At 69.9% G+C, this 17,156-nt stretch carries 14 protein-coding genes; 8 read left to right on the top strand and 6 right to left on the bottom strand.

Going from position 1 to position 17,156, the window contains the following annotated elements; all coding sequences use genetic code 11:
* Positions 1-180 precede the first annotated feature (180 nt).
* Genes GXW71_RS18810 through GXW71_RS18800 form a run of 3 tightly spaced genes read left to right on the top strand, consistent with a single transcriptional unit; the run spans position 181 to position 2,214 of the window.
* Complete coding sequence (locus tag GXW71_RS18810; RefSeq protein WP_211854097.1) at positions 181-666, top strand: MOSC domain-containing protein; 486 nt, start codon at positions 181-183, stop codon at positions 664-666.
* 7 nt (positions 667-673) lie between these two features.
* Positions 674-1,618 carry a PDR/VanB family oxidoreductase gene (locus GXW71_RS18805; RefSeq protein ID WP_211854096.1) on the top strand — a complete coding sequence of 315 codons (945 nt, stop codon included), beginning with the start codon at positions 674-676 and terminating at the stop codon, positions 1,616-1,618.
* Positions 1,615-2,214, top strand: a complete 600-nt coding sequence (locus GXW71_RS18800; protein WP_211854095.1) for a helix-turn-helix domain-containing protein — start codon at positions 1,615-1,617, stop codon at positions 2,212-2,214. Before GXW71_RS18805 ends, GXW71_RS18800 begins: the two co-directional genes overlap by 4 nt.
* 12 nt (positions 2,215-2,226) lie before the next feature.
* Here GXW71_RS18800 and GXW71_RS18795 read toward each other — a convergent pair whose 3' ends face one another.
* Both GXW71_RS18795 and GXW71_RS18790 read right to left on the bottom strand, forming a co-directional pair.
* Positions 2,227-2,892 carry an RES family NAD+ phosphorylase gene (locus GXW71_RS18795; RefSeq protein ID WP_211854094.1) on the bottom strand — a complete coding sequence of 222 codons (666 nt, stop codon included), beginning with the start codon at positions 2,890-2,892 and terminating at the stop codon, positions 2,227-2,229.
* Entirely contained in the window at positions 2,892-3,419 is a 528-nt protein-coding gene (locus tag GXW71_RS18790) for an MbcA/ParS/Xre antitoxin family protein (RefSeq protein ID WP_211854093.1), read from the bottom strand. Before GXW71_RS18790 ends, GXW71_RS18795 begins: the two co-directional genes overlap by 1 nt.
* A 113-nt stretch (positions 3,420-3,532) precedes the next feature.
* Between GXW71_RS18790 and GXW71_RS18785 the strand changes: the two genes are divergently transcribed.
* Positions 3,533-4,321, top strand: coding sequence for a phytanoyl-CoA dioxygenase family protein (locus GXW71_RS18785; protein ID WP_211854092.1), 789 nt, complete (start codon positions 3,533-3,535; stop codon positions 4,319-4,321).
* On the opposite strand, the gene GXW71_RS18780 is transcribed toward GXW71_RS18785, so the two are convergent.
* A complete protein-coding gene (locus GXW71_RS18780; RefSeq protein ID WP_211854091.1) occupies positions 4,308-4,910 on the bottom strand; it encodes a 2-hydroxychromene-2-carboxylate isomerase in 603 nt (200 codons plus the stop codon). The genes GXW71_RS18785 and GXW71_RS18780 overlap by 14 nt on opposite strands.
* A 222-nt stretch (positions 4,911-5,132) precedes the next feature.
* Here GXW71_RS18780 and GXW71_RS18775 point away from each other — a divergent pair, with 222 nt between their 5' ends.
* The 4 genes from GXW71_RS18775 (at position 5,133) to GXW71_RS18760 (ending at position 9,330) form a co-directional block, all read left to right on the top strand.
* On the top strand, positions 5,133-5,801 hold the full coding sequence (locus GXW71_RS18775) for a hypothetical protein (RefSeq protein WP_211854090.1): 669 nt from the start codon (positions 5,133-5,135) through the stop codon (positions 5,799-5,801).
* A 92-nt stretch (positions 5,802-5,893) separates the two neighbouring features.
* On the top strand, positions 5,894-6,802 hold the full coding sequence (locus GXW71_RS18770; protein ID WP_211854089.1) for a LysR family transcriptional regulator: 909 nt from the start codon (positions 5,894-5,896) through the stop codon (positions 6,800-6,802).
* A gap of 102 nt (positions 6,803-6,904) precedes the next feature.
* Positions 6,905-7,783, top strand: coding sequence for an NAD(P)-dependent oxidoreductase (locus tag GXW71_RS18765; RefSeq protein WP_211854088.1), 879 nt, complete (start codon positions 6,905-6,907; stop codon positions 7,781-7,783).
* A gap of 5 nt (positions 7,784-7,788) precedes the next feature.
* Positions 7,789-9,330 carry an aldehyde dehydrogenase family protein gene (locus tag GXW71_RS18760; RefSeq protein ID WP_211854087.1) on the top strand — a complete coding sequence of 514 codons (1,542 nt, stop codon included), beginning with the start codon at positions 7,789-7,791 and terminating at the stop codon, positions 9,328-9,330.
* A gap of 85 nt (positions 9,331-9,415) precedes the next feature.
* Here the strand turns inward: GXW71_RS18760 and GXW71_RS35215 are convergent, their stop codons facing one another.
* The 3 genes from GXW71_RS35215 to GXW71_RS18745 all read right to left on the bottom strand — a co-directional run.
* Entirely contained in the window at positions 9,416-14,164 is a 4,749-nt protein-coding gene (locus tag GXW71_RS35215; RefSeq protein WP_281417386.1) for a metallophosphoesterase, read from the bottom strand.
* Between the two features lie 269 nt (positions 14,165-14,433).
* Positions 14,434-15,258, bottom strand: a complete 825-nt coding sequence (locus GXW71_RS18750) for an FkbM family methyltransferase (protein ID WP_211854086.1) — start codon at positions 15,256-15,258, stop codon at positions 14,434-14,436.
* A gap of 111 nt (positions 15,259-15,369) precedes the next feature.
* Positions 15,370-17,156, bottom strand: a 1,787-nt coding sequence (locus tag GXW71_RS18745) for an autotransporter family protein (protein WP_211854085.1), incomplete at its 5' end; no start/stop codon positions are given.

The following is a 17,156-nucleotide window of genomic DNA, read 5'->3' as shown; positions in this document are numbered from 1 at the left end:
CTTTTCGCTGTTGCGCGGCCGGGTCTGCTGCAGGCCGCGCGGCAACAGAAGCAAGCGCCGTGCCGGAGCTGTTGCCCAACCCATCGATTGAGAATATCCTGAAAGCAGGCGTTATGTTCAACAGCGCATGACGACATTTGTCCCAAAAGGCAACTTGTTGCCCAACTCTGGAGCAGACCCATGCCGACCGCCCCGGGCTGGAATGGCCTTGTCGCCCATCTCCACATCACCCCGCGCGCCTTCCTGCCCATGCAGGGCCAGGAGAGCATCGCGCTGGTGGCGGGCGAGGGCATTGTCGGCGACCGCTACCGGATCGGCGTCGAGCAGGGCTTCTATTCGGAGAAGCCCGAGGAAGGCCGCCAGGTGACGCTGTTCGAGGCGGAGGCGCTGGAGGCGATCCGCCGCGACTACAAGATCGAGCTGCTGCCGGAGGAGCATCGGCGCAACATCACGACCCGCGGCGTGCCGCTCAACTGGCTGGTCGGGCAGCGCTTCCGCATCGGCCCCTGCCTGGTCGAGGCCACCCGCCTCTCCATCCCCTGCCGCCATATCGAGGAGATCCTGGGGCGCGAGGTCTTCAACCCGATGGTCCACCGCTCCGGGCTGAACTGCCGCATCCTGGAAGGCGGGACGGTGCGCGTCGGCGACGCCATCCGCCCGGAGTAGCGCTGCCTTGCCGCGGCACATCACGCTCCGCGTCGTCGCCGCGGCGGAGGCCGGGCCCGGCATCCGCCGCTTGACCCTGCAGGACCCGGATGGCTGGCGCCTGCCGCGGGTCAGGCCGGGCGCCCATCTCGACCTGCAGGTGCCGGGCGTCGGCCCGCGCGCCTACAGCCTCTGCGGCGATCCGGCCGAGGAGGATCGCTGGGTGATCGCGGTGCGGCGGGAGGCGACGTCCCGCGGCGGCAGCGCCTGGCTGCATGAAGCGCTGCGGCCCGGCGACATGGTCGCGAGCGCGATGCCCCGCTGCACCTTCCCGCTCGAGGAAGCGGCGACGCATCACGTGATGATCGCGGGCGGCATCGGCGTGACACCGTTCCTGTCTATGGCGCCGATGCTGGAACGGGCCGGCCGGTCGTGGGTGCTGCATGTGCTGCATCGGGGCGGCCCGCCGCCCTGCGGCGATGACCTCGCGCCCTGGGCGGCGCTCGGGCGGGTGGTGCTGCACGACACGCTGAGCGCTCCCCGCCCCGACCTCGCGACGCTGCTCGGGCCGCATCGCGCCGGCATCCAGGCCTATTGCTGCGGACCGCCGGCGATGCTGGAGGGCTTCGCGGCCGCGACCATCGCCTGGCCCGCCGGCGCGGCGCGAATGGAGCATTTCGTCCCGCCGGCCCTTCCCCCCGATCCCGATGCCCGGCCCTATCTGCTGGTCCGTGCGGCCACTGGCGAGTCGGTCGAGGTGGCAGCCGGCGAGAGCATGCTGGCCGCGCTCAGGCGCATGGGGGCGAATGTGGACTCATCCTGCGAGGGCGGCATCTGCGGCGCCTGCGAGATCCGCTGGCTGGAGGGCGAGCCGATCCATCGCGACCTGGTCCTGCCCGCCGCGCGCCGTGCGACGCATCTGATGGCCTGCGTCGCCCATTGCGCCTCCGCCCGGCTGGTGGTCGAGGCGTGAAGGCTGCAGGGGCCGCCGTCCGGGCGCCCGGCGCCGTCGCCGGCCTCGGCGCGCGGCTGCGGGTGCTACGCCTGGGCCGAGGCCTCACGCTCGATGTCCTGGCCGAGGCGGCCGGCATCGACAAAGGCTATCTGTCGCGGCTGGAGCGCGGCCTGAAGGCGCCATCGATCGCGACGCTGCTGCGGCTGTCGGAGGCGCTCGGCGTGCCCGCCGCCGAGCTCTTCGGGGAACGGGTGGCGGAGCATGCCGTTCATGTCATGCGGGCGCCGGAGCGCCCCGCGGTGCCGGGTGACGCGCTGGGCCATGCCTTCCAGATGCTGAGCCGGGCGGGCGCCGCGTTGGAGGCCTTCGTGATCCACCCCGCCGCGGAATTCCCACCCGAAAGCGCCGCCGCCATCCATTCCGGCGAGGAGCTGCTTTTCGTGCTGAGCGGCACGATCGAGATGCGCTTCGCCGATCGCGGCTTCGTCCTCGGCGCCGGCGATTGCGCGCAGTTCCCGGGCCACCTGCCGCACCGGATGCGGCGCGTCGGACCGGAGCCCGCCTCGGCGCTGGTCGCGGTGACGCGGCCGGGACGTGAGCGGCCGGGCAAATAGCGCCGCCGCCGCTCAAAGCTTCCGCAGTGCGACCCTGGGCGTGGCGGCTTCGACCGCGACGTCCCAGTGATCGGCCTGGGCGATGTTGAGGATGTTCCGCGGGCGGTGGGCGACGATGTTGGTGCCGCCCTGATGGCGGACGCTGTCATAGAGGATGCCCGCACCGCCCGAAGCGCGCACGGCCTCGCCCAGCGCCTGGGACGCGGCGTAGCTGTCCGGCGCATAGACATCGGCCCGCAGCGCCTGCTGCCCGCGGATGTCGAGATAGGATCCGGCGAGGTCCGCCGTGTAGGTCCGGTAGGTCCGGCGCAGCGACGGCAGCGCGCGCGCCACCGCTTCCCGCCGGAGATGGTGCGCGACTTCGAAGGCTGCGGTCGGCAGCGCGGCGCCGGCATACCAGGCGCCGAGCTCGGGGCCGTTGAAGCGGGCACCGCCCGGCGCGACATGCAGGAAGCTCGCCATGACGATGCTGGCATTGGCGCGGCCATAGACCCACTCCGCCTGCGGCAGCCGCTGGATCCGCTCCGCCACCAGGCGGTCATTCGTCCAACCCGCGAGATCCATGACGGCTTCGAGGTCGGCCGCCGTCGCCACCGTGTCGAAGAGGCCGATCGGCGGGAACTGGGAAGGAATCAGCCGGTGGCTGGGCGCCGGCGCCGCAGCGAAGGCATCTGCCATCAGAGGATGACCAGGTCCTCGTCCCGGTAGGGTCGGAAATCCCGGTCCGCCGCATTGGGTTCCATGTAGATGCCGCCGCGCGCCGCATCGAGGAAACGCCGCACCGCCATGAGCCCGTCCTGGGTGCCGCTGGTGACGAGGTCGAGCGGCGGCCTGCCGCCGAAGATCGCCGCGCCATGCGGCGCCCGTAGCCAGGCCACCCCGTCCCGCTCGCTGCCATGCAGAACACCGAGCGCCTGGTGGATGCCGAGAATGGCGGAGATGCGCGTCAGCACGTCGACATCGAGCGTCAGCGCCCCATGCTCCCGCGCGACCTTGCTCCAGTTGTGGAAGGTCGAGCGCGACGGGAAGCCCAGCACCAGCCGGCGCTCCGTCTCATCCAGGCCCCAGAGATCGGCGATCGCCAGGAAGGTCCGGAGCCCCGGCGCGCTCAGGCGCTTGCGGTTCTCCGGCGCGAAGCGGCTCCGGTCCAGCCTGTCGGGACCGGGGGCGACCTGCGGGCGCCTGGCGGCTGAGGCCCGGGACATCGGTGGCTCCTTCTGATCCGATTTGGACTATGCCCATATCAGGACATGGTCAAGGATGTTCAAGGGACCGCCGCCGCCCCCGCAGCATGTCAGGAAATGGGAGGCTTCAGGCCATGGCGATGTCGGAGAGGGCTACCTATGCGCGGGATGGCTTCTGCGTGGTCCGCGGGGCGGTGCCGCCAGCCCGCATCCTGGCGCTCCGTCGCGCGGTGGAGCGGGTGCAGGCTTCGGTTCCCGATCTGCCGCCGCCCCTCCTCGAGCGCCTCACCTTCGAACGCGATCTGCCCGCGGAGAACCGCGGCGGCGCCACCGCGGCGGCGGTCGGCGATGCGATCTTCATCCTGGGCGATCCGCCGGCCTTCGATTCGATCTTCCTCACCCTCCTCGGCGAGGCCGGGATCCTGGCCGCGGTGCAGGAGGCGCTCGGCGCGCGCGCGGTGGTGGCGCATTTCATGAACGTCACCATCAAGCATCCGGGCTTCGGGCGCGCGATCGGCTGGCACCGCGACTTTCCCAACCGCTACGCCTGCCCGGAGAGCTCGCGCTTCCTGCGCGCCATGCTCTGCCTCGACGGCATGACGGAAGCAGGCGGCGCCACTGCCTTCATCCCCGGCTCCCACCGCATCGGGGATGCGGAGGCGCGCGTGCTCTTCGCGGCGGGCCGCGCTGCCCCGCCGGCTCCGGGTGATGCGGTCCTCGCCTGCTGCGAGCCGGGCGACCTCGTGCTGATCCATCCGAAGGTGCTGCATGGCGGCGGCATCAACAGCGCCGCGACGCTCCGCCGCAACATCGTCCTCCAGGCCGGGGATGCCGCGGCGCCTCTCCTCAGCCGGCCCGAGCAGGAGACCGTCGCCGGGCTGCGGATGACGCCGCCGGACATCCAGCGCCTCACTCCCCCTTGAGCCAGCTCTCCAGCAGCGGCATCCGATCCTGGCCCCAGAAGGGCTCATCGCCGACCAGGAAGAAAGGCGCGCCGAAGATGCCGCGGCGGATCGCCTCTGCCGTCGCCTCGCGCAGCCCGACCCGCGCCGCCTGCGCTTCGGAGGCCTCCGCGGCCTCACCCGCCGCGGGCCCCAGCCGCCGGGCGAAGGCGCGCGCCGCCGCCACATCCGACAGATCTTCGCCACGCCCGAAGCTCGCCTCGAAGGCCGCGCGTGCAAAACGCGGCGTCTCCGCCGGTGCGGCCTCGGCGATCGCGTAGAAGATCCGGCCCAGGGTGAGGGAGACGCCGACCGGCGCGAAGACCGTGGCGAAGGGCAGCCCGAGGCGATGCGCCAGCCGCGCCACGTCGCGCCGCGCATAGGCGCCGCGCATCGGCTGATCGGCGAGCGGCGTCATGCCGGTCTCGCGGAACACCACGCCGAGCAGCATCGGCCGCCAGACCACCGCCCGGCCGCAGCGCGCGCCCAGCGCATCGATTTGCGCCGAGGCCAGCCAGGCATAGGGTGAGGCGAAGTCGAACCAGAACTCGATGGGCTGCTCGGCGGTCATGGCGCTCTCCCGATGCGGCGCACGCCGCTCTCACGCGGCGGCTTGCCAGAAGGCCAATCTGCCATGGAACGACGCCCGTTGCGCCACACAGGGCGGTGCTGCCTCTCGCGCAGCGACATGTGCCGATGATCTGTTCCGCACGGAACAGCGGCGATGAACCCGCGATGCCACGCTGCCGATGCGGCCGATTTTCGGAACACGCACTCCACACAGGGAAGTTCCATGTCCACCAAGGAAGAAAGCTGGGCGCGGCTCTCCGGGGAAGCCTGGCTCGCCGATCAAGGCATCATGCGCCACCTCGCCGCCGCCGGCGCCAGCGCGCAGCCTCTCTCCGGCGGCGCCTACTCCACCATCTGCGACGAATACCGGATCCTCGTCGCCCGGATGCCATCGGGTGAAACGCCGGAGCAGATCATCGAGCATTTCGCCGACAGCCCGAATGACGCAGTGAGCCATGGCAGCTTCAACGCCATCAATCTCTTCTCGCGGCGCAGCCGCGGCCAGCCGCCCAGCATCGGCGATATCTACGACATCAACCTGATCGGCCCGGACAACGGCACCGTCATGACCGTCCAGCAATCCCCCGGCTTCGGGACCGCGACGTCGCGGCCCGAAACCTACTTCGTCGTCCAGGCGATCGAGACGCCGGAGAACGGTACCTTGCCCGAATACGGGGCGCGCGAATTCGGCTTCGAATACATCGGCGGCAAACCGGCATTCTACACGCGCGGCGTCTCCCGGGCGCGCGACATCCTGGTGGCCACCTTCGGGAAGATCCCGCAGCAGCGGAGCTGGATCGCGGCGCTGACCGGCCTGCGCGACCGCATCCTCCGCGGCGGCGGCCAGGTCGCCGGGGAGGTGGAGCGTGCCTACCGGGTGACGCCCAACTGAGGATCCGAGCCGCGCGCCGCTCCGGCGCGATCGAAGAACGGATGGGTGCTGCCCGTTGCGGCGCGGGTCGCGCCGGGACAGTCTCCCCGTCGATGACCGACCGCAGGCTCCGCTACTTCCTCGCCGTGATCCGTGCCGGGTCGATCCGCGGCGCGGCGGAGGCGCTCCATGTCGCGGCCTCCGCCGTCAGCCGGCAGATCGCCGAGCTGGAGCTCGATTGCGGCAGCCCCCTGCTGGAGCGGTTGCCGCGCGGCGTGGTGCCGACCGAGGCCGGGCGCATCGTCGCCGCGCATGCGGAACGGCAGGAAGATGACGCGGCGCTGCTGGAGGATCGGCTGCGCCGGCTGCGCGGCGCGGAGGACGGCACCGTCCGGCTCTGCTGCGGCGGCGGCTTCCTGACGGACCTGCTCGACAACGGGCTTGCCGGCTTCACCGCGGCCCATCCCGGGATCGCCTGCAAGGTTACGCTGGGCACGACGGAGGGGATCCTGGACGCGGTGGCGGAAGGCGATGCAGATCTCGGCCTTGCCTACAACCCTGCATCCCGGCCCGGACTGCGTTCAGCCGCCATGGTCCGTCAATCGCTGGCCGCAATCCTGTTGCCGGATCACTCGCTCGCCCGCGCGCGCCGCTCTGCCCGGCTCAAGGCTTTCGCGGCACTCCCCGCGGCGCTGCTGCCGCCCGGGCATGGCGTCCGGCAGATGCTGAGCCGCGTCGAAGCGGATGGCGGCTTCCGGCTCACGATGCGCCTGGAGACCGGATCCTTCGAGCTGCAGCGGCGCTTCGTGCTGGCCGGCATGGGCGTCGCCTTTCTTCCCGAATTCGCCGCCGCGCCGGAACTGCGGGAAGGCCGGCTGGCCGCGATCCGCTTGGTCGATCCGCTCCTGTCGCATGCCGCCGCGCATCTGGTCGTGAAGGCCGGCCGCACCCTGCCGGAAGCTGCGGAACGGATGGCGGCCTGGCTCGGTGCGCGGCTGCTGGCCTTCGGCGCTGCCCATTGATGCCGTTGCCGGTGCGGCAACGCACTGTTCTTAAATCCCTGCTTGTTCGCAACGCTTGCCGGCCCCGATCCTGAGCAAGGTTGCAGCAGCGGCAGGCACGGGATGGATATCGGCACGGTCGGCGTCGTCGGCCTCGGCAATATGGGGCTCGGCATGGCGGCGACGCTGGCGCGGGCCGGCTTTACGGTGCTTGGCCACGACATCGACGCAGCGCGGCGCGGCGCGGCGGAAGCCGCCGGCATCGGCTTCCGCGAGAGCCTGATGGATGTGCTTCAGGGCGCCGATGCGCTGGTCTTCTCCCTGCCCCTCGCCCGCGATGTCGAAGCGGTGGTGACGGCATCGGGCGGGCTGCTGGAACGCGCCGACCGCAAGGTGGTGGTGATCGACACCTCGACCTCCGACCCCGGCACCTCGCGCCGGCTCGCGGCGCGGCTCGCCTCGGCAGGACACGGCCTGCTCGATGCCCCCGTCAGCGGCGGCCCCATCGGCGCCGCGGAGGGCACGCTGACCATGATGATCGGCGGCAGCGACGCGGATCTCGCTCTCGCCGCGCCGGTGATCGCGGCGCTCTCGGCCAAGGCAGTGCATGTCGGCCCCTCCGGCGCCGGCAATATCGCCAAGCTCGTCAACAACCTGCTGGTCGCCGCGCATCTGATCACGACCGGCGAGGCGATGCGGCTCTCGGAAGCCGCGGGCCTCGCCGCGGAAGATGCGCTTCGCGTCGTCAATGCCGCGACCGGCCGCAGCGCGATCAGCGAGGTGATGATGCCGCGCTGGATCCTCCCGGGCAGCTTCGACAGCGGCTTCTCCGCCGGGCTGATGCGCAAGGATGTGCGCCTGGCGCTGGAGCTCGCGGCGGCGACCGGCAGCGAGCTGCCGCTTTCCGCCCATGTCGCACGGCTCTGGGCCGAGACGCGCGACCGCATCGCCGATGGCGACGACTTCACCCGCATGGCCGATTACCGCGCGCAGCAAGGATGACCGCGATGCCCGATGGCGCCCCCCGCACCGATGCCGCCGCCCGCATCGCTGAATTGCTGGCCGCGCTGCTGCCCGGCGGCCGGGTCGGCAGCCTCGTCGCCGGCGCGATCCTGCCGGGCGGCGGGGCCATGCTGGACCTGGTCAATCCTGCGGATGGCCGCGTGATCCTGAGCTTCGCCGATGCGGATGCCGCGGTGGTCGATGCGGCGATGGCGGCGGCCGGCCCTGCGCAGCGCGCCTGGTGGGCGATGACCGCCGCCGCGCGCGGCCGCGCGATCTGGGACGTGGCGCGCCTGGTGCGGCAGCATGCCGATGCGCTGGCGGAGCTGGAGACGCTCTCCGCCGGCAAGCCGATCCGCGACACGAGGGGCGAGGTCGCGAAGGTCGCGGAGATGTTCGAATACTATGCCGGCTGGGCCGACAAGCTGCATGGCGACGTGATCCCGGTGCCGACCAGCCACCTGAACTACACGCGCCCCGAGCCCTTCGGCACGGTGGTGCAGATCACCCCCTGGAATGCGCCGATCTTCACCGCCGGCTGGCAGATCGCGCCGGCGATCGCAGCCGGCAATGCGGTGGTGCTGAAACCCTCGGAGCTGACGCCCCTCACCTCGCTGGCGCTGGCCGCGCTCTCCGACCAGGCGGCGGGCATGCCGCGCGGGCTGGTCTCGGTGCTGGCCGGCGCCGGCCCGACCGCCGGCGCCGCCGCGGTCGGGCATCGCGACACCCGCCTCGTGGTCTTCGTGGGCTCGGCCGAGACCGGCGCGCAGATCGCAGCATCCACCGCGCGCAACATCGTGCCGAGCATCCTCGAGCTTGGCGGCAAATCGGCCAATATCGTCTTCGCCGATGCCGATCCTCGCCGGGCGCTGCTCGGCGCGCAGGCGGCGATCTTCGGCGGTGCCGGGCAGAGCTGCGTCGCGGGGTCCCGTCTGCTGGTCGAGCGCGCCATCCATGCGGAGTTCGTGGAACGGCTGGCCCAGGTCGCGGCGCTGATCCCCTTCGGCCAGCCGACCGATCCGCGGACCCAGATCGGCCCGATCAACAATCGCCGGCAATTCGACAGAATCGGCGGCATGGTCGCGGCGGCGGCCGCGGCCGGCGCGCGGATCGCGACCGGCGGCGGCTGCCCCGAGGCGCTCCGTGGCACCGGCGGCTTCTTCTACGCGCCCACCATTCTCGACGGCGTGGCGCCGGACGCGGCCATCGCGCGCGAGGAGATCTTCGGACCTGTCCTCGCCGTGCTGCCTTTCGACACGGAGGAGGAGGCCGTCGCGCTGGCCAATGCGACGCCCTACGGCCTCGCCGGCGCGGTCTGGACGCAGGATGTCGGCCGCGCGCATCGCGTGGCGGCCGCAGTGCGCGCCGGCACCTTCTGGATCAACAGCTACAAGACGATCAACGTCGCCTCGCCCTTCGGCGGCTTCGGGCGGAGCGGCTTCGGCCGTTCCTCCGGCCGCGAGGCGCTGCTCGCCTATACCCAGACCAAGAGCGTCTGGGTGGAGACCGCGGCCGAGCCCGGCGTGGCGTTCGGCTATGTCGATTGAGTGATCCTCCGGCCCTGAATGCGGAAGGGCGGCACCCAGGATGCCGCCCTTCGCCTCACACGCCGATGGCGCCGCCGCGATCGCGTCAGCCGAAGATGAAATCATCCTCGACGAGCCGCGACAGGCGCACGTCTTCGAGCAGGAGGCTGAAGTCCTCGCTTTCGATGACGACCCCTGCGGCGGTCTGGTGCGCCGTGGCGCGCAGTTCCTGGAAGCTGCCGAACAGGCCCTGGAACTCGATCACGTCGCCAAACCCGCGGCCGGCCCTGAAATCGGTGATCGCATCCACGCCGGAGGTGGCATCGAAGACGAAGCGGTCGCGGCCGGCGCCACCGGTCAGGACATCCGAATCCGCGCCGCCGATGAGGACGTCATCGCCAGCCCCACCTTCGATCGCGTCATCGCCCGCGCCGCCATCGGCCTGCAGCGTCACGGCGTCACGCGCGACGATCTCGTCGTCGCCCTCACCGCCATCGACCACCGCCTTGGTGAAGTGGCCGTCATACTGCTTGTTCCAGAGCCGACCATTGCCGCGCACGTCATTGTCGGCGAGCAGCTTGTTGTCGAGGGTCGAAGCCTTGGCCGAGGTCACCTCGATCGCGTCATCGCCACCGAGGCCGTCGATGACGATCTCGGTGCCGGCATTGCCGTCATTGCTGTGAGCGACGACGGTGATCGCGTCATCGCCAGCGCCGCCGCTGATCGTGCCACGCTTCAGGCCGACCACAGTGACGGCGAGGTCCTCCTCGGCCTGGCTGAAGTCGAGGCGGGCATCGACGAAGTTCATGAACACGTAGTTGGTGTCCATGCCGGCTTCATAGGCAGCGGCGTCGAAGCGGATGTTCTTGATCGCGTTCCAGGTGCCGGTCTGCTCGACCAGCGTGACCTCCTGGCCCGCGACCCTGGCGTCGCGGTCGATATCGATGAAGCCATCGACCTGCGCTTCAGTCGCGATCGGCCCATCCTGACCCATGCCATGCGAATAGACGAAGTCCGGCACCACCTCGGCGAGGTTCAGTACCGTGACATCGTCGAAGGAGACGCCTTCGCTGCCCCAGGAATAGAGCGCGATGGTACCGGCCTCGAGCCCATGGTCGGTGATGGGGCCGGAGAAGATCGCCTCGCCGTCGATGAAGGCCTGGATGCGGCCGTCATCGATGTCCAGCCGGAGGTTGAAGCTCTCGCCGGTCTCGTAGCGGCGCGGCACCTGGCCGAGCAGCTCCTCGACACCGTCCTTCATGCGGATCAGATGGAAGAAGCTGCCCTTCGCGGGATCGCCGGGATTGCGGTTCAGCACACCCTCGGCGTCGAGCTCCAGCTTGTAGTAGTTGTTCTCGTCCTGATAGTGGAAGAGCAGACCCAGCGCGTCATTGTCGGCGGTCTTTACATTCATCTCGACCGAGTAGTCGGTCCAGGACGCCGCCTCGGGGTCGTCGTAGACCGCATAGGTGCCCTTGCGCAGCACGTTGACGCCGTCACCGAGCGGACTCCAGCCGCGCTGCCAGAGATCCGGGTTGCTGGCACCGTTCCAGGTGAGCTGGCGGCTCTGCAGGTCGGAGGTCTGGGTCAGCCCGTCGCGGGTGATGACCCAGTTCGAGCGGGTGCCGTCAGCCCCGAGTCCGTCGGTCTCGCCCTCATCGACGATGGTCCAGTCCTGCAGTGCGCGGGCCGAGCCGAAGCCCTCGCGCAGCAGCACATCCGCCTGCGCCACGGCCTCGATCTCGACCACATCCGTCGCGGATTTGCCGGCGGCGTCGGTCACGGTCAGCGCGACCTGCTCGGTGCCGGTCTTGAGCCGGATCTCGGCCTCGGCGCCGGTCGCCACCACCTTGCCGTCGACACTCCAGCGGTATTTGACGATCGCGTCCGGGCCGAAACTGGAGCCGGCATCGAGCAGCACGCGCACCGAGCCATCGCCGTCAAAGTCGGTAATGCGCTGGTCAGCGCCGGCGACCGCGGTCAGCGCGACCTCGGTGACGTGGATATTGTCGAAGACCGAGCTGCGCTGCTCGCTCGAGATCACGCCGATGGTACCGCCTTCCAGCGGATCGGTCGCATCGATCACCGGGCCGCCGAAGACGTCGCGCCCATCGAGCAGCACCGTGATCTCGCCATCGACCACCGCGATCCGAGCTTCGAGATTGGTGTTGAAGCGGTAGCCAGACGCGTCCGAGGCGAGGACCGTCTCGACGCCACCCGAGACCTTGACCAGCTTCCGCTCATTGGTCTCGCCGTTCAGCGTGAAGCGGTAGTGGTTGTCGATGTCCTGGAAGTAGAAGACCAGGCCGATCTCGTCATTGTCCATCGACTTCAGCGTGGCGTCGAGGACGTAGTCCTTCCAGCCGAGCGCCGCCTCCTCGCCATAGACGAGCAGGTTGTCCTCGGCGTCGGACTGGTCATAGAGCGCGCCTTCCGGCGCTTCGAGCCCGGCGCCGCCATCCGGCCGCGAGAAGACCGTGCCCTTGACCAGAAAGCTGCCGAGATCCCCGCCGCCGCCCGCGCCGAGCGACGCGGTGCCGAAGCTCGGCGCTAGCGAGCCGTTCGAGAAATCGAACTGGGTCGAGAGCGGGGTCGGCGGCATCGCCGCGATGCCACCGGCCTTGGCACCGCCGAGCGTCGCGATCTCGGCCTCGGTGTAGACCTTGTCGGTGACCAGCACGCTGGAGGCATAGAGCTTCGACGTCTCGCCACTTTCGTCGGAGAAGAGCAGCGCGCCGCGGCCGACATCGAGGGCGAAGCGGTCGCCGGAGACCGTCTGGCTGCCGACCTTCGCCCCCTCGATGTATTTCGTCAGGGTGACCGAGCCGTCGGGCTGCTCGGCGAAGGTGAAGGCGACGCGCTGCCACTGCCCGTACTGGAAAGCGCCCGGATAGTTGCCGCCGATGCCGATGCCGCCGGTGCCATTGCCGTTGTTGCGGATGAACAGCTCGCCGTCGCTCGCATTGCCGGTATCGGTCTGGATGAGCGAGGTCCAGCTCCCCTGCCCGGCTGGCACCAGGATGTCGAAGACGAGCGAATAGGAGCGCACCAGCGTGCCGACCGGCGCGCCGAGATTCGGGCTGAGCAGCAGCGATTCCGTCGGGCCGAAGGCCGGCACCTCGAGCACGCCGTCGGTGCCGCCCGGCAGCGCGGGGATGCCGAACTCCGCCGCGGTGCCGACGGTCACGAGTTCCTCGGATGCCGGGCGCGCGAAGCCGTCTGCCACGCCGTCATCGAAATCCTCGACCAGCAGGGTGCGATCGCCGGTGACGGTGACGCGCACTTCATCGCTCGTGCTGCGGCCCTGGCTGTCGAACGCGACCAGGGTCAGCACATGCGGCCCCTGGCTGAGCTGGACGGTCGGCGTCGCGCCGGTCGCGATCTCGCGGCCGCCGGCATCGAGCCAGCGATAGGTCAGCGTCTCGTCCTTCGGGTTGAGCGAGTCGGTCGCGTCGAGCCGGATCGCCGCCTTGTCGGCGCCGGGTGCGGCCACCGCGGTCAGGTCGTCGCCGGCATCGGCCTGGGCGCGCAGCGCCGGCGTCGACAGGTCGACATTCTCGAAGACCTCCTGATGGCCGCGATAGGGCCCGGTGAGCCCCTCGCGGTCGAGCTCCTCCTTGACGCGGTAGCCGTCGAGATAGTCGCCGAGAGCGACGAAATAGGTCTCGGTCGAGACCGTGTCGTTCTCGGGGTCGATCACGACCAGGCGGATCGCGCCATTGCCGCCGCGGGTGCCGAGCGCCTCGTCGCCATTGCCGGTGATCTCGGTCGAGATGCCGTTCTGGTAGTTGACCAGCATCTCGAAGGTCTGGGTGCCGTGCTGCGACGTGGTGACATCGGTCTCGGCGCCGTCGCCGAAGATATGGCCGGAGAAGGTGAAGGCGACGTTCGGATATTTCGCCACCAGCTCGCGATGGATCGTCTCGCCGTCATTCGCACCCTGCGGGTCGCGGCCCATGCCGTAGTCATAGCCGGCGCCTTCGTCATAGACCGGTGCCGCGAGCGGGTCCTGACGGCCGGCGAAGCTCGTCAGCGAATGCGAGTTGAGGATGACGCGGTGGTCGAGATGCTGCTCGATGACGTCGCCGGCCCAGCGAATGACGTCGTCGCGCGGCCCGAATTCCAGCGACAGCACCAGCCACTTGGTGCCGTCCGGCGCGGTGAAGGTGTGGTAGTTGTTGCGGCTGCTGTCCGGCTCCTGGTCATAGACACCGCCGAAGGTGCCGGGATTGGTGGCGCGCTGCTTTTCCGGCGAGAACAGGCTGTCGAGGAAGACCGAGCTGTGATCGGCAGCGCTGCCGCCCAGCGCTTGGTCGTGGTTGCCGGGCAGCAGGGAGTAGGGGATTTCGCCGTCGAGGGTGCGCAGCGCGCGCTCCGCCACCACCCATTCGGAGGCGAGGTTGTTCTGCGTGATGTCACCGACATGCACGACGAACTGGATGTTGTGCGCTTCCTTGTTCGCGACCAGCCATTCCGTCATCGCGTAGAAGGTCTCGGGCGGGCCGTTGGTCAGGCTCGCATCGGTGTAGTCCTGGGTGTCGGGCAGGACCGCGATCGTATAGGCATTCTCGCCGGCGACGCGGACGCGGAAATAATCCTCGGCGACCTCGCCGGCGGCATTCGTCGCCTTCACGCGGATATCGGCATGGCCGAGCGCATCGAAGTCGAGCGTCAGCACGCCATTGGCGTCGATGCGCGCGTCCTTGATCACCTCGCCATTCGAGGTCTCGACGGTGAAGGTGAGATCGTCAAAGCCGAAGACCTGCGTCAGGTCGATGCTGCGCGACGCCGCGCCCTCGCGGACCAGCATGTCGAGGATCGGCGCGGCGACCGCGGCGCCCGTGGTCGTGACCATGAAGAAACCCTCCCCGCGCAGGCACGACCCATCGCGCCACCGGCAGGCGGGCGTTTCCGGAAGGTCATGATGCTGCAATCCCCGGCCAGCCCGCGCCCCGGACGGGGACGGACACGCTGTGGGTGGCGACGTGGGGCCACCCGGCGCGAGCCGACCCTGCCACGCCCAGGCCGGCGGAAATGAGGAACGGACGTTACATCTGCTTGAAGTTTAATTTTTGGTAAGCAAATCGTGACCTTGGATGATGTCCGAGATCGCGGCCCGATCCATCACCGCTCAGCCACGAGATCCGCGCGCTTTGCGTGGGTGTCGTACCAGCGCCGGCCGAGGCCGAACTTGCGCAACAGCTTCAGCAGGATCCAGCTCCGGATGAGCGGTTCGTCACCGGCGAGGTGATAGAGCAGGAAGATGCGCTTGTAGGTCTGGATCGCCTCATCCGCGGTCATCCAGCGGCCCGGCGCCTCCTCCCCGAAGAGGCCGCTCGCGCCCTTGGTGAAGGCATGCTCGGCACGGCTCCCTTCCAGCGGCGGATCCGGCGGATGCTGCCGCGGGACCAGATGCTGGGGCACGATCTTGAAGCGGTCATAGCCGAGCTCGAGGAAGGTCTCGAACTCCTCGCGCAGCTTCGCGAAGGAGACCTTCTCGGATTCGATCGAGATGTAGTCGGGCCGCGCCGCCGTGGCCCCGATGGATTGCAGCGCGGTGCGATCCATCCCCTCGATGTCGATCTTGACGTAATGGGCCTCGCCGAATTCGGCCATCAGGTCGCTGAGCGGCACGGCATCGACGGTGATCGCCGTCGAGGGGGCGCCGAGGCGCTGGTTGCGCGCCGCCCAGTCGGGATCCGCGGTGCTCCAGACCGGAACGGCCTGGTTCACGAAAAAGGTGATGCGGCCGCGCCGCGGAGCGATCGCCTTGTTGACGATGACGAGCCGCCCCTCCGCGACCGGGCCGGCGAACTTCGCCGCCGCCGCCCGGCAAAAATCCGGATCCGCTTCGACGGCAACGACGCGGAAGCCTTTCTTCAGATAGAATTCCGTGTCCTCGCCGCGATGGACGCCGAGGTCGTAGATCAGTGAGCGCGCTTCGGTCATGACGCGTTGTTCCTCCGGGCCTGCTCGTCCGAGCGATGCGACCGGAAGGGCGGCGGAAGAGAGGCCGCCCAGGCGAACGGCCCCCACCGGAGGCCGTTCGCCGATCGCCTGCTACCAGTTGAAGCGGATACCGACGGACGCCTGGACCACGTTCTGGCGGGCGCGCCCGCTGTCGAGCGACCAGCGGTAATCGGCATGGGCGTAGAAGCTGGTGGTCTGGTTGACCCGCGCGGTGACGCCGCCGCCGACTTCGAGCGCGGTGTCGCCGTAGCGGTTGTCGATCGGCGCGCCGCTGCCGAAGCTGACCCGGTCGGTGCCCGAGAAGGCGTGCCACAGGTTCACCTTGGCATAGGGCTGCCACAGCGTGCGCGCGTCGCGCGCCGTGTATTGCAGCCGCGCACCGAGGCGGCCGGTCACCGCGGTTCCTTCGTCCCAATCGACGGGCGAGAAGGTGTCACGCGTGCGGTCCACGGAGACGCCCTGCCAGATAACCTGGGCCTGCGGCTCGATCTGCCAACCCTGGCCGAAGCGGATCGGGTAGCCCGCTTCCAGTGACGCCGTATAGCCGACGCCGCTGGTGTGCATCCGGCCATTGGTGTCGGAGGCCGCCATCACATCGAACCAATTGGCCTGGAACACCGCGTCGACATACCAGCCGCTCGGCCCGAAATGCGTCCAATAGGCACCGACCGCCGGGCCGCTCATCAGCAACCGCCCAACGCGCTGCTGCTGAGCAAGCGCGACGCCGGAGACGTTCGGTGCGTTGTAGTCGGTATAGGCGACATAGACGCCGACATGGTCGCGGTGGCCGCCGGCATAGGGCTGGGTGCGGAGGATGTCGAAGCCGGCTTGCAGCCCGACCAGGTTGCCGACCGCGCTGGCATCGACGGTGCCGTTCCAGCGGTCGCGCCGGCGCTCCCCGAAGACGCGGGCCCAGGCGCCGTTGCCATAGGCGCTGCCGCCGGCGAGGTCGCGGATATTCTCCTCCTCGCCGACGCGCTCATGCAGGGTGCCGAGGGTCGCGAGGCCCATCTGCCGACCGATCGCCGCGATCGGCGCGTAGAGCGCGACCTCGGGACGGTAGAGCGGGGTCCCGGGCGGCGAGAAGGAGCGCAGGAACCAGTCGTCGCTGGAGCTGCTGCCGCCGCGGAAGAGCTGGTACTCGAAGGCGCCGGCGGCGACGCGGGTGTCGAGCCGGAAGGCGCCCGCCGTCGTGGTGCCGCCATTGGCGACCTGCACCACCCGGATGCCTTCGGTGGTCTCCGCGCCGGGGCCGCCGATATTGGTGATGCGGACGCGCGTGTCGCCGGTCGCGGTGCCGCCCTGGATCACCAGCCGGTCGGAGGCCGAATTGTCGCCGCCGAGGAAGGTGTTGAGCGACAGGATGCCGCCCTGCCCCGCGTAGTTGCCGGCGACCGTCAGCCGGGTGCCCGGCGCGCCGCGCAGCGAGACCAGGCCGGCATTGGTGAGCCCCGCGACGGTCTGGTCGAAGCCGGCGAGGTCGAGCTCGGCGCCGGCCGCGACATTGACCGCGGAGGCCGGGCTGAAGGTGTTCGTGGCGCCGGCGCGCAGGATGCCGGCATTCACCTGGGTGCGGCCGCTATAGGTGTTGGCGCCGGTCAGCACCGTGGTGCCGGTGCCGTCCTGGCGCACGCCGCCGGTGCCGGAGACGACGCCCGCGAAGGTCACGGTGTCGCTGCGGTTGAAGGCCAGCGTGCCGGCATTGGCGACATTGCCGAGGATGCTGCCGGTGGTGCCGCCGTTGCCGAGCTGCAAGGTACCGGCGGTGATGGTGGTGCCGCCGGTGTAGGTGTTGGCGCCGGTCAGCACGGTGGTGCCGGTGCCTTCCTGGCGCAGCGTGCCGCTGCCGGAGACCACGCCCGCGAAGATCGCGGCGT

It is taken from the genome of Plastoroseomonas hellenica (assembly GCF_018129085.1).
Lineage (GTDB): Bacteria > Pseudomonadota > Alphaproteobacteria > Acetobacterales > Acetobacteraceae > Plastoroseomonas > Plastoroseomonas hellenica.
The sequence above is the reverse complement of the archived record's forward strand: the minus strand, read 5'-3'. Positions and strand labels throughout refer to the sequence as shown.